The organism is Enterococcus sp. DIV1090 (genome assembly GCF_050537975.1).
GTDB lineage: Bacteria > Bacillota > Bacilli > Lactobacillales > Enterococcaceae > Enterococcus > Enterococcus faecalis.
In genome coordinates this window covers 2,813,154-2,826,989 of record NZ_CP172917.1, presented here as the reverse complement: position 1 = coordinate 2,826,989, position 13,836 = coordinate 2,813,154, and the positions used below count along the sequence as shown (strand labels likewise).

9 protein-coding genes are annotated in these 13,836 nt (G+C 41.0%); 5 read left to right on the top strand and 4 right to left on the bottom strand.

Features of this window, described 5'->3' with window-relative positions; translation table 11 throughout:
* Positions 1 to 45: 45 nt before the first annotated feature.
* The 4 genes from IGL48_RS13680 to IGL48_RS13665 form a co-directional block, all read right to left on the bottom strand.
* Positions 46 to 1,032 carry a polyprenyl synthetase family protein gene (locus IGL48_RS13680; RefSeq protein ID WP_048949643.1) on the bottom strand — a complete coding sequence of 329 codons (987 nt, stop codon included), beginning with the start codon at positions 1,030 to 1,032 and terminating at the stop codon, positions 46 to 48.
* Between the two features lie 37 nt (positions 1,033 to 1,069).
* Positions 1,070 to 1,627 carry a Gx transporter family protein gene (locus tag IGL48_RS13675; RefSeq protein WP_002354743.1) on the bottom strand — a complete coding sequence of 186 codons (558 nt, stop codon included), beginning with the start codon at positions 1,625 to 1,627 and terminating at the stop codon, positions 1,070 to 1,072.
* An 11-nt stretch (positions 1,628 to 1,638) separates the two neighbouring features.
* Entirely contained in the window at positions 1,639 to 2,061 is a 423-nt protein-coding gene (locus tag IGL48_RS13670) for a NusG domain II-containing protein (protein WP_002358956.1), read from the bottom strand.
* 581 nt (positions 2,062 to 2,642) lie between these two features.
* On the bottom strand, positions 2,643 to 4,589 hold the full coding sequence (locus IGL48_RS13665) for an NAD(P)/FAD-dependent oxidoreductase (protein WP_048949642.1): 1,947 nt from the start codon (positions 4,587 to 4,589) through the stop codon (positions 2,643 to 2,645).
* 277 nt (positions 4,590 to 4,866) lie between these two features.
* Between IGL48_RS13665 and pplA the strand changes: the two genes are divergently transcribed.
* The 5 genes from pplA to IGL48_RS13640 all read left to right on the top strand — a co-directional run bounded on the left by pplA (position 4,867) and on the right by IGL48_RS13640 (position 13,630).
* A complete protein-coding gene (gene pplA / locus IGL48_RS13660; RefSeq protein WP_002368513.1) occupies positions 4,867 to 5,796 on the top strand; it encodes an extracellular electron transfer flavoprotein PplA in 930 nt (309 codons plus the stop codon).
* Between the two features lie 254 nt (positions 5,797 to 6,050).
* On the top strand, positions 6,051 to 7,118 hold the full coding sequence (locus IGL48_RS13655; RefSeq protein ID WP_002354751.1) for an FAD:protein FMN transferase: 1,068 nt from the start codon (positions 6,051 to 6,053) through the stop codon (positions 7,116 to 7,118).
* A 13-nt stretch (positions 7,119 to 7,131) separates the two neighbouring features.
* Positions 7,132 to 8,079, top strand: coding sequence for a 1,4-dihydroxy-2-naphthoate polyprenyltransferase (menA, locus tag IGL48_RS13650; protein ID WP_048949641.1), 948 nt, complete (start codon positions 7,132 to 7,134; stop codon positions 8,077 to 8,079).
* 387 nt (positions 8,080 to 8,466) lie between these two features.
* On the top strand, positions 8,467 to 8,829 hold the full coding sequence (locus IGL48_RS13645; protein ID WP_002368511.1) for an LPXTG cell wall anchor domain-containing protein: 363 nt from the start codon (positions 8,467 to 8,469) through the stop codon (positions 8,827 to 8,829).
* Positions 8,816 to 13,630, top strand: a complete 4,815-nt coding sequence (locus tag IGL48_RS13640) for a WxL domain-containing protein (protein WP_428831487.1) — start codon at positions 8,816 to 8,818, stop codon at positions 13,628 to 13,630. Before IGL48_RS13645 ends, IGL48_RS13640 begins: the two co-directional genes overlap by 14 nt.
* Positions 13,631 to 13,836 lie beyond the last annotated feature (206 nt).

Here is a 13,836-nt window from a genome sequence, read left to right as displayed (position 1 = left end):
CTAAAAAGCTAGCCGCTAAATCCTCAATAGGATTTAGCGGCTTTTTTAATTTTCTCTTGTCAAAATCGTTTGTGTAATTTCATACAATTGTTCTTTCGCTTGGCCCTTTGTTTCAGGAAGTTTGCTGATTTCTTTCAGCGCTTTTTCCGTGTAATGAGTGGCTAATTGTTGGGCCTTTTCTACGCCACCTAGTTCATGGACAAGATGATAAATTTCCTGTGTTTCTTCATCGGTCAAGGTTTCTTTTTTCATTAAAAGTGGCAACAAGACTTCACGATTGGCTTCAAGTGCATAAATCAAGGGCAAAGAATACACGCCTTGACGTACGTCTTCTAAGACGGGTTTGCCGATAGCGTCAGCAGTTTGTGTATAGTCCAAAATATCATCAATAATTTGAAAAGCCAGTCCGATATTTTCGCCGATTTCACCACAACGTTTGGCAAAACGTTGGGAGGTGCCACTTTCATAGGCACCGACAAAACAACTTAGCGCAAACAGTTCCGCAGTTTTCCCGGAAATATTTTTTAAATATTGGTCAATCGTTACCTCGAAATTATAGCGATTGTCCATTTGACCAAGCTCACCAGTCAGGACTTTTTCCATACTGCGCGAATTTAATTGAATGCTTTTTAATGAAGAAGAATAATCAGATAAGAGCTTGAAACAGCAAACAAAAAGATAATCGCCTGTATACACGGCTGTGCTATTCCCAAAGCGCGAACGCAATGTTGGCAAGCCACGACGCGTATCGGCTTCATCGACAATATCGTCGTGAACTAACGTGGCGGTATGCAGTAATTCAATGGAAGCCGCTAACGCTGTCGCCTTTTTAGGGTCCCGCTGCTCACCAAAATAAGAGAACAACAGTTGGTAGGCTGGACGTAGCAATTTGCCGCCAGAATGAATCATGTCATGGACAGCAGCTTGAATCTCTTGATTATCGATTTGAACCGCTTGTTCCATCAAGCGAAGAGTAGTTGTTAATTCTTTTGATAACGTAGGATAGGTATTCCACATAGGATGTATATTCATAAGATGACTCCTTTAATTGTGGCGGACAGGTTTTCAATTAGAAAAATTGACTCCACTTATGTTTCGTTGTTTGTTCATAATTCAGTTGGAATTTTCGTAACGTCTGGACATGTTGTAGTAAATAGTTAGCGGCAATCCCAATGGCAATCCCTGAGAGTAACCCAAACAGAGATAGAAATGGTAAGTACAGCATCGGCGCCCACGAATGAGCAAAGAAAGAGGTCGTTAGCAACTGACCAACGTTGTGTAAGAAACCACCAACGGCACTAATCCCAATAATGCTGACCCGTTTTGGCCCCAGCTGCTTGACAAGCAACATGCCGAAATAACTTAATAAGGCACCACTGGCACTATAGAAAAAGGTCGAAAGTGTACCGCCCAGTAATGTCGTTAAAATCAAACGTAAACAGACCAGGAAAAAACTATCACGCTTACGCATGGTGAAAATCGCAATAATGGTAATTAAATTTGCTAGACCGAGCTTTGCCCCAGGAGCAAATGCGAAAGGGTAAGGAATCATATTTTCGATTAAGCCAATAATGACCCCTTGGGCAACGAGCATAGCAATATAAATATTCTTGTGTAATTTGCTCATAGTTGTCGTGCTTAATAAATTAAGCTACCGTCTTCACTCCCATCAGAAGCTTCCACGGTGATAAACAAATTGTGGGGTAGACAGGCAATCGGGGTTTCACCAGGTTTGGAAATCCAGCCTCGTCGAACATCCACTAAGTCAGCACAGTTGGCTTCCTTCACGCGGATACGATCACCATCTACTTCAATCAGGTTGTAATCACCGTCTTTTGCTTCGTATTTATATGTATAATGCGGGCCGTCCTTTTTTAAGTCAAAGACTTTGATTACTTTGTTGTCTACTTTCAAGACTGCTTGATACGTAGCCGCTTCTTGACCACGGTTTTGCATGGCAAAAACAACAAGGGGCAGAAAAGAACCAAGAACTAAAACAGCAATAATAATAACGTCCCATGTTTTCAAGCGACTCTTCTTAATGAATTCTTTGATCGTCATTTTCTTCTCTCTCCTTTGGTGTTTTTTTCTTGTCTATCATAACACAGTGAACGAGCTTGGAACAAAAATTATTTTGAATTTTTGTTCCAAGCTCAAAAACTGATAAACGGCGGGAACAGAACCAACACTACGCGTTGCTCCGATCTCAACAACTTCTAAGAGCTAAAGCTCTAAGAGTTGAAGGTCCTTCGGAAATAAGCCGAAATTGTTGAGAATCACGAAGAACGTAGTGATTCGATGATGAACAATACCTACTTGGTCTCCAAAAATTAAAGAACACCGGGTAGGTATCATGCAACATCAACTCGTTCCTCGTTGTGTTTTATGACAATTTTCGGAAATTTCTTCTTATTGCTGAGAAACACTATTTGCAAAGCAAATAGATGTTGAACAGTACCTACTTGGTTCTCGGAGCTAAACGATTCTGTCCCGACCTCAGTTGAGCCACCATATTATATAAAAGAAAATATGTGGGACAAAAGTCATGCTTGACTGCTGTCCCACATACTAAATCCTATGATAGTCAGCTGGAGACATGTGTCTCAGCTTTTGCTCGTAGTTGTCAATCGATGATCGATTGCTTACTTACCGCCGTATCTAGCTTTCGGGGTACCATACCACGCTTTACCAAGTTTGCGTTGAATCCATGGAATTACCCAGCGGTCTAAACCGACAGCACGGCCTGAACCGTTCATCAAAGCAAAAGCGACAAAGATAAACCAGATATTTACCCAATAGAACATGCCAGATAAACAGAAGGCAATTGTTAAACCAATTGTAGCAGCACTTGATAACCAAGTGAATAAACCAGCAATCAATGCTAAAGCAATACATACTTCAACGATTGTCATGAATTTTTGCATGAACAAAGCAACTTCTTGGTTTGGCATCATAAATTTCATTACGCTTTCGAACCATTTAGGCATGTGATCAAACACTTGCATTGGTGTTTCGCCGTAAGCGTAGCTTAAACCAAAGTGCGCTGCTTGTGTTGCCGCATCGGCACCACCGCTTGCCGCCGCATCCGCCGCACCACTTGCAGCAGTTGTTGCTGTTTCAGTTGCTTGAGAAGCACCTGTTGTTACTTGTTCTTGTAACCAAGGGAATGGGAAAACGACTTTATCTGTGAACCAAGAACCGTCACCAAACCAAGTGCTTGGTTTCAAGTAATCGCCGTTGCCGACAATTTTCTTCATTGATTCGACTAACCAAACCATACCATAGAAGACACGTAGCGGAACACTCCACAAGACATTGCCGTAACGAGACGTATGTCCGCGAGCAACAGAACGATCATCTTTAATATGGAAGATTTCGTGCATAATGTATTGGAACATGTAGTAACCAGAACGAATATCAAAGAAGTATTTCAAGTTAACGATATGTTTCATAATGATGGCTAAGAAACCACTCAAATGAATTTTATCGAATAAGTTGGCAACGCCCCATTTCGCGCCGATGGAAACCATGAATCCTTGGTAGTTTCCTTTAAAGGCGTGTTTTTCGCCGCCTTTAATATCTGCAACGATGTTGGCAGCTGCAGTATGACCTGTTTGTTCAGCTGCTTGAACGATTTGAGGAGTTGGTGTATTTGGTGTTTCTTCGTAATAAACCAAGTCACCAATGATATAAATGTTTTTGTCTTCGTAACCTTTTGCTTGCATGTATTCATTCGCAACTAAACGACTACCACGTGCTGCTTCTAAACCAAAGTCAGCGGCATCAGAAGTTGCTTTCACACCAGCTGTCCAGATTAATGTATGCGTTGGTACTTCAGAACCATCTTTTAATTTAATGTGATCTGCTGCAACTTCAACGATTGGTGAGTTCAATAATAATTGAACATTTTTCTTTTCTAGATAACGTTCTGCTTTGGCAGCATCGTTACGAGATAACATGTTTAAGATGGTTGGCATTGCTTCAACAACCATTAATGTAATTTCGTCTGAATCAATTTTGGCATCTTTCGCTAAACGATCTTTCCAATCGATTAATTCGCCGACCATTTCGATCCCAGTAAAACCAGAACCACAGACAACGAATGTTAACATTGCTTTGCGTACTTCAGCATCTGGTTCGATGGCTGCTTTAGCAACGGTTGCTTCAATGTGATGACGAATTTTCACTGCATCATCAAATGACCATAAGGTGAAACCATTTTCTTTCACGCCTGGTGTTCCAAAGTCGTTTGGTTCGCCACCCATACCCAGAATTAACTGGTCAAATGGATAAGAACCTGCTAAAGTTTTCACAACTTTGTTTTCTTTGTCGATCCCAGTAACAGTATCTGTTACCAATTTTACGTTTTTCTTGCGTGAGAACAAACGTTGTAAGTCGTATTGAATTGCTTCTGGTTCAACACGTCCGCCTGCTACTTCATGCAATTCGGTCATCATAGTGTGGTAAGAATGGCGATCAATCAATGTGATTGTTACGTCCGTATCTTTTTTAAATTTCTTTGCTAGAAATTTAGTAGCTGAAACGCCAGCATACCCAGCACCTACAACGACAATATTTTGCTTTGTCATTGACAATCCGCTCCTTAATATTGTAAGTAGTAAAATAGTGATAATGATTAATAAGTACACAATCGACTAACATTATATAAGTATTTCACGAATTTGTCTAATATAAATTTTAATTGTCAACAAATTTACTCCAACGATGAGTTTTTGATGAAAAAAAGACCGAAATGTAAATATTTTTAGGGGATGGTCTTGACAACGTTTTTAAAACCATTATAATGTGTAATGTATCACAAACTTTTGATGTTTGTGAAAATCATGAAAGAAAAGGTGACTATCAATGAAAGTGAATAAATTTGTTAAAGGTTTTGCGGCAATTGCATTATTTAGTTTAGTATTAGCAGGCTGTGGCGCAGACAAGAAAGACAACACAACGAACTCTTCTAGCGCAGCATCTTCAGAAACGAAAAAATCAACGGAATCATCAGCACCAGCGAAAAAAGTTGCCGGTGGCGATTTAAAAGATGGTACGTATAAATTAGAAGAAAAAAATGAAAAAAATGGTTACCGTGCAGTCTTTGAAATGACTGTAAAAGACGGCAAAATCACTGAATCTAAATATGACAACATCAATGCTGACGGCAAATCTAAAACAGAAGACACTAAGTATGAAGAAAGCATGAAAGCAAAATCTGGTGTTGGACCAAAAGAATACATCAAACAATTAAACGATTCTTTTGTTAAAGCACAAAGCGCAAGCGGTGTGGAAGTAGTAACTGGTGCGACTCATTCATCTGAATCATTCCAAAACTACGCACAACAATTAATCCAAGCAGCACAAGCTGGTAACACAGACACAATCGAAATCGACAATGGCGCAACATTGAAAGATGGTACGTACTCATTGAAAGAAAAAAATGACTCAAACGGCTACCACACAACATTCTCAATGACTGTGAAAGATGGTAAAGTGACTGAATCTAACTACGATAACGTGAACGCTGACGGCAAATCTAAAAAAGATGACACTGAATACGAAAGCAAAATGAAAGACGTTGCTGGCGTTGGACCAAAAGAATATATCGAAACATTAAACAAAGAATTTGTTAAAGCAATGGGCGAAGAAGACGGCTCACCTGCAGGTGTTGAAGTGGTAACTGGTGCAACACACAGCACACATTCATTCATCAACTACGCACAACAATTAGTGAACGCTGCTGAAAAAGGCGATACAACTGAAATCGTTGTTGACAACATCGTAACAAAATAAGTAATAATAAATGAATCGTGAAGTAGTTCCTGAAATGCTTTTCAGCAAGTACTTGACACCATTGAGGGGTTGGGAAAAAGTCGGTTGGCTGACTTTCCCGCCCCTTTTTCTTCGCTAGTTCTGTCCATCATTTCACAAATTTTTTCACAGAAATTTGTGAATTTCCAAGAGAAAGACTTTTCATTTTTTCCAAAAAAGGCTACTATGCAAGAGAACTTATTTTTTAATTAAAGAAGGAAAGAAGAGGGAATCCTATGAAAAAGAAACTTCTGCTCATGGTGAGTGTTCTAGCAGTGCTATTTGTGGCAGCTGCTTGTTCCTCAAAACCAGAAGCGAAAATTAATACAGAACCATACTCTGACCGTCAAACAATGCTTGGTACCTACGTTCAAATTCGCATCTACGATGATGGCAAAGAAGACGTCTTACCGAAAGCCTTTGCCCGCGTCAAAGAACTAGGCGATAAAATCACGGTCAACCAACCAGGTTCAGAAATTGATGAAATCAACCAAGAAGCAGGCGTAAAACCGGTCAAAGTCTCAGATGACCTGTATCCTTTGTTGAAAAAAGCCTATGAATACAGCAAAGACTCCCGCGGCGGCTTCGACATGGCGATTGGCCCAATCACCTCTATGTGGCACATTGGCTTCGATGATGCCCGCAAACCAAGCCAAGCCGAAATTGATCAAGCTTTGAAACTCGTTGATTACACGAAAGTCAAATTCAACGACAAAGAGCAAACCGTTTACCTTGAAGAAAAAGGCATGCAATTGGATTTAGGCGCAATTGCCAAGGGCTTCATCACCGACGAAGTCGTGAAAGTCCTCAAAGACAACGGTGTCACCACCGCTATCGTCGATTTAGGCGGAAATGTTTACGTCTTAGGACACAGCCCACGTGGCAAAGACATGGACTGGACAGTTGGGATTCAAGATCCGAATAAAGCCCGCAACACTGTTTTAGGTCAAGTCAAAGAAAGCAACAAAACCTTAGTCACATCAGGAATTTATGAACGCTACTTAAAAGTCGATGGCAAAACCTACCACCATCTCTTCGATCGTGAAACTGGCTATCCGTTTGATAACGACATCGCGGGTGTCACCATTATCACCGACAAATCCATCGATGGTGATGGTCTCTCAACAGCCGTCTTCTCAATGGGCGTCAAAAAAGGACTAGAATATGTCGAAAGTCTGAAAGGAACCGATGCCATTTTCGTCACAAAAGACGACAAAGTCTACATCAGCAAAGATATCGAAGGCAACTTTGAAATCGGCAAAGACTCTGGCTATACGATGGGGAATCGGGCCGATTTGAAATAAGGAGCGACTAAAAATGTCTTTAAATGTGTTTTTAAAAGTAGTGGAAATTCAGACGAAGCTTGCCAGTCTCTTTCCCTTCATTATCGGGGTCTTGTTTTCAATGACCTATTTCGGGGAAGTTCAGTGGGGCAACACGCTGGTTTTCTTCATTGGCATGGTGGTCTTTGATATGGCCACCACCGCCATTAATAATTACATGGACTTCAAAAAAGCCAAATCGGACGTCTACAAATATGAAGAAAATATTATCGGACAATCAGGCGTTTCACCACAACTAGTTCGCAACATGATTTTCGCCATGATTGCCTTCACTGCCGTTGTGGGTGCGTACTTGACGGTTCAAACCGGTTGGCTCTTCCTTGTGTTAGGAGGAATTTGCTGCTTCATCGGTATTTTCTACACGTATGGACCGATTCCGTTATCCCGCATGCCCTTGGGGGAAATTTTCAGTGGCTTCACGATGGGCTTAGGCATCTTCGTCTTAACCGTTTACTTGAACGTCGTCACCAATCCGCCTTTTTACTTAACGGTCGATTTTGCTAGCGGCGCCTTTCGCTTAGACGGCAATCTCTGGGCGGTGCTTGCGATTGTCGTGGCGTCCTTGCCCTTGGTCTGTTCGATTGCTAACATCATGCTCGCCAACAATTTACGGGACTTAGACACGGATATTGAGAACCACCGTTATACATTAGTCTATTATATCGGGCGCCCAGCAGGGATTGTGCTGTTTCAAGTGTTAGCGCTAGCTGGTTATCTGGTGATTTTATTCGGCTTCATTAGTGGTATTTATCAATGGCCTGTGTTAATTACGTTTGCCACTTTGCCTGTCATTTGGAAAAATATTCAAACGTTTAAACAAGAATTGCCGCAGCCGAAAAGTTTCCGCCATTCCATTAAAAACTTACTGGTTTTCAATGGGTCCTATGCCTTAGGGCTATTCATTAGCGCCTTACTTGGTTAGTCTTGCGGAAAAATAGCGGGCTGAGCGAAAAAAATACTGTTTTTTTTCAGAGGCCTGCGTCAAAACAATCAAACAAAGCTCAAAATGTTAGTATTCGTTGCTAACATTTTGAGCTTTTCTTGTTAAAAAGAGCAGAATCTTAAAATTTTGTCAGGGGATTTTGGTAAAAAATTGCCGAAATCGCCCTTTTTTTGAGCCGATTATTAAATAACAGCTGTTGTAACCCTTGTCAGAATAGGAATCTTCAAAATTTTCGCATGGGGTGCGAAAAAATCGTCAATTTCTGCTGGGGGTTTCTTTGTTATTATAGAGGAGTAACAAAAGGTTGTTTTGTCTTTCTTGTATAAAAGGGCAAGAAAGGCTAGCGAGTTAAAAGGAGGTTTTTCAATGAAAAAAAAGCGTTATTTAATGATTGTGTGTCTACTATCTTCTCCTAGTTTTTTTATAAATGTTGAAGCGTCTGATGGTGGTTCTAGTTCGGTGGGGATTGAATTTTACCAAAATCCGAGAACACCCGCTCCTAAAGATCCCCCACCGAAAACAGATGCGCCAGCTGCTGATCCCAAGGAACCAGCTGGTCCTCCGCAAGGAGATCAACGAAGTGGTGGTTCGACACAGACCACCACAACTGGCTCAACGCTCCCTCGTACAGGGAGCAAGAGTCAGGCAAATTTGAGCATTCTCGGCTTCGCCTTAATTGGCTTGGCGGGAATCGTACATAGAAAGAAGGGACGACATGAAGCAAACTAAGTGGCAACGATTAGCAACCATTGGCTTGTGTAGTTCTTTAGTGATTAACGCCTTTTCTGGTGTGACGGCAGTTGCGGAAACCGTGACGATTGAAAGTAGTCCGACCGCCGAAAGTAGTGCCAAGGAAGAGACGCCAGCCAGTAGCGTGAAGGAAGAAACAACGAAAGCCAGTACGGAAAATAGTCAAGTAACAGCTGACACGAGTCAGGAAGAAGCAACGAAAGACGCAGAGAAACAAGCAGAAACAGAAGTAAAAGAAGCGCAGAAAGAAGAACCGCAAGCAGAAGTGGAACAAGCAGAAACAGCAACTTCGGAAGTGGTTCAGCCGAATCCGTTATTGGCGCCTACGCCAGTGAGTGGGCTTGGAGAGAAATCTCTTCCGTTGGCAGAATTATTACCTCAGTTACTAACTTTAACGTACAATAAAAGTTATCCTTTGGGAACTAGTATCACCTTTCCAAGTGGCTTAATTGAGATTATGATCAATTCAAGTGGTAAAGAACCACTTAATATAAATGATTTTAATTTATCGGCTAAACTAGCGTTAAGGGAGCAAGATTACAACAATCCCGTTACTGAACAAAATGTTGACAAACAACCATTAGTATCGAAGCATACTAATGGATTTAACATTGATATTCCAGGAGTAACCATTACTCCAGAAAAATCTACGACGGCGGGGCGAGTGCGAACGAAATCTTATTATTTGAAAGATAGTATTCTTGAAGTTCCTCGGTATGTTAACAATGTAGACTTTTCTACAAGTCAGATGAGAATGTTATGGAATGTAGCTCCAATAGTATTAAATGCTACACAATATAAAGCAGAAGCGCAGAGACTAGATGCTACACATTATCAGTTGAATGCAAAGAATCCAACGATAACTGTTGGTGAAAACCAGTTATATTATTTTCTAACGGTTACGGGAGGAGCAACCCCATCTACTAATGTTGCAACATATACTCCTCATACAACTGGCTTACCTACTGTAACAGTAGACTTTAGAAAAGTCACCGAAAACTTCGTAGACACAAACGGTGCTAAAATTACACCACCAACAGGTTTCACGCAAGGCAAACAGACGGCGATTACCAGCGACCCATACATTTTCAAACAAGCAGGCACCTTACCTGACACCTACACAACAGGTGGTAAGACCTACAAGTTCAAAGGCTGGTACAAAGGTAAAACTAAAACCGAGCCTTTGAAAACGACGAAAGCGCCAAGTTATGGGGTAACCTATGATGACAATGATGATTTGAATGTGGTGTATGAGGAAATAAACTTTCCAGAAGTCACGTATCAATTTGGTTTTGTGAACGAAGCAGGCCAATTAGTGAACCCTGCTGATATTAAGATTACGTATGATTATAAGAGCCAATCTTTTAGGGGATCGGGCGGATTACCGACCGATACAATTTCTGAAGATACAATTGTAACCAATCAAAGTGCCACAACGGTAGGCAACTTAAAAAATGTGACACTTCCTGCCGCGTATATACCTCGTCCTACTGAAACAGGATGGAATGGGAATGGTTATGCTAATTTTTCAATTAAACTACCAAGATATTATCAATCGTTAAATCTCTACGATAAGACAGGGAAAATCAATCCAAATTATCCATTGCCAGTGATAACTGAGGTTATGCCTATTGGAAATGTAGACAGGTCTGAAAAAGCAGTAATCAGTGATTTAACATTAACACAGAGAGCAGATAAAAGCTTTACGCTAACAGAATCAGTCAATAGCCAGAGTAATGGTAAAGTTACAAGAGTTAGGGTGCTATCAAGAGAAATTAACAGTTCTAATATATTGTCTGGAGTTACACACTATTACACTTTTGGAAGCCCAGCATACTATCACTTAACCAACCGCCGTGTCACCGAAAACTTCGTAGACACAAGCGGTGCCAAAATCACACCGCCAACAGGTTTCACCCAAGGCAAACAAACGGCAATTACCAGTGACCCATACACCTTCAAACAAGCAGGTACCTTACCAGACACCTACACAACAGGCGGTAAGACCTACAAGTTCAAAGGTTGGTACAAAGGGAAAACCAAAACTGAGCCCTTGAAAACGACGAAAGCGCCAAGTTATGGGGTAACCTATGATGATAATGACGATTTGAATGTGGTGTATGAAGAAACAAAAGAAAAGACTACCACGATTCCAGCCGTTACGTATAAATTTGGTTTTGTCGATGAAAAAGGTGCCTTAGTCGCACCAACGAATTTTAACATGACAACCAATTTAACAACTGTCATGAATGGCACGCCGAAACAAGTCGGCACAGCTAGCGGCGTGAACAATGGTAACTTGAAACAGTTAACGATTCCGAGCCAACAACTAACATATACACCAACGGTTAATCCTGCTTTCTCAGGAGCAACGAATTTCCGCTTAACGGTTCCGAAACAATATAAGTTACCAACAGTGACACCAGGGACATACTATACAGGCTCTAGTACTGCTTACCCAGTGGCAACGAGAAGAATGCGTTATGTAGACAGTACGTTAGCTGACACACGAATAGAAAAAGATGGAAAATATTACAGTTTATATGCCACCACAAAAGCTAACGAGTATCAACTGTATTATACGAACTGGTTCGAGGATAAGACAGCAACACGATTTGCTTCGATTTTAACTAGTGCAAATACGGAAGTAAACGTACCAAATTACTACACCACAAATGATACTATGTACTACTTCTTAGAAAATCGCCGTGTCACCGAAAACTTCGTAGACACAAGCGGTGCCAAAATCACACCGCCAACAGGTTTCACCCAAGGCAAACAAACGGCAATTACCAGTGACCCATACACCTTCAAACAAGCAGGTACCTTACCAGACACCTACACAACAGGCGGTAAGACCTACAAGTTCAAAGGCTGGTACAAAGGCAAGTCCACACTCAACACATTGACAACTACCAAAGCGCCAAGTTATCAAGTGACCTACGATGACAATGATGATTTGAATGTGGTGTATGAAGAAGAAACAGTTACAACAGTGTATCCATCAATTAATATGGACTTTGTGAATGAAAAAGGCGGTGCTTTCACACCGGCGTTAACTTTTAGTGGTAAGTATTATGTACAAAGTACGAGTGACAATGTAATTAATAATTTATATGACGTGACCTCAAAAAATAATGGCAATGGGCAATATACACTAAGTGTTAACAACGGTAGTATCCCATTATCCCAAGAGTTATTGAAAAAGTATAATAATGGCAATCCAATTAGTGTCACCAATAGGTTACAGTTTAATGTTGATAAATTAACTATCAACCAACAATTAAAATATGTTGATAGCATTCAATTAGACACAGCACAAAGTAGTAACTTGAAATCTTCCAGATATACGTACACGAGAGATAGTTCGCTAATCTTCGACCCAAATGTAGCACCACTAAGGGTTGACCTTAGCAAAGAATCTCTTAATTTGCTTAATTTTAAGTCAGATGGCACCTATTTTTCTAATGCAAATGATAGACTTTTTCTCATGCACTTAGGATATAGTGGTGCAGCGGACGGTAGCGATCTTTTAATAATGTTACTTTTTAACGCCAATCCTGCGGATAAGTCAAAACTTGTCTACAAAGTCACACGGAAACAAGTTACCGAAAACTTCGTGGATGCCAATGGTGCCAAAATCACTGCACCAACAGGTTTCACCCAAGGCAACCAAGTACCAATGAACAGTAACACCTTCAAGTACACAGCGGCAAAAGCTTTACCAGCGACGTATACTACAGGTGGCAAAGTCTATACTTTCCAAGGGTGGTACAAAGGGAAAACCAAGCCAAGTACGTTGAACAAAATCACAACACCAACGTTCAATGCGACCTTTGATGGCAATGACGATATGACCGCCATGTATAAGGAAGAAATACCAACGGCTAGTGTCACATTAACTCGACCAAAAGAAGTGATCGATTCGAATACCAATGTAATCTGGACAACAACAATCACGAATACTAGCAAAGCACCCTTACAGAATCTTACCTTGAAAAAAGGGCCCAATTGGTCAGCTGGTCTGACGATCCCAACCTTCATGGAAGTGACACCAGAAGGAGAAACAACAAAATCAATCCCAGTAAATAGTACACTTTGGACAGAGGGGGTTTCTTTACCAAATGCCGTTCCTATCGGCAAAAAAGTTTCAATTGCTTTCACAACTCGCGCAACAGGGAAACCAAACACTGTTTTGAAAGCAGAAGTTGTAGTATTTGGTGGTATTAAAGATAGTACAGTGGATAACTTCGTGAGAATTCGTCCAAATGATCAAGAAGTAGTCACACCAACGACCGAAGGCTTCATCAGTGTACCAACCTTTGATTTCGGTCAAGTGGGCGTTGCAGGAAGTAAGCAACAACACAGCTTGAAACAAGCCGCGGATTACTACGGTAACGGTACCCGCAATCCGTATCTGCGGATTAAGAAAACGCAACCCAATTGGAGCTTAACGGCGCAACTGTCGCAACCGAAATCAGCGACAGACAGCTTGCCTACAGCGACCCGCTTATTATTAGGGGCGGCACCTGTCTCTAGCTTCACCAATTACAATCAACCAACCGAGTTGAAAAATACGGTCGGTACCACGAGTGCCATTAGCTTAACAGCCAACAACACGGCGACGAGTATTATTGCCAACAAGCAATTCACAGGTAGTAATGTTTATCAGTTGGACTTCACCTTCAATAATGTCAAACTTGAAGTGCCAGCCAATCAAGGTGTTAAAGGGCAACAATACAAGGCCGCAGTTACATGGAACCTAGTTACAGGTCCTTAAAATAGTTAAGTTATCATGAGAAAAGCTCAAAATGTTAGTGGTTATTACTAACATTTTGAGCTTTTTTGCTTAAATATTAAGGAAAAATCAGTTGGAGTTCATCAAAAGAGCGTTTAAATCCTTGATTTTCGCTAAAATAACACTTGTTTTCAAAGGGAACAGAGGCGTTCAGCCTTGAAAGGATAGGAATCACTAAAAAACGGCAC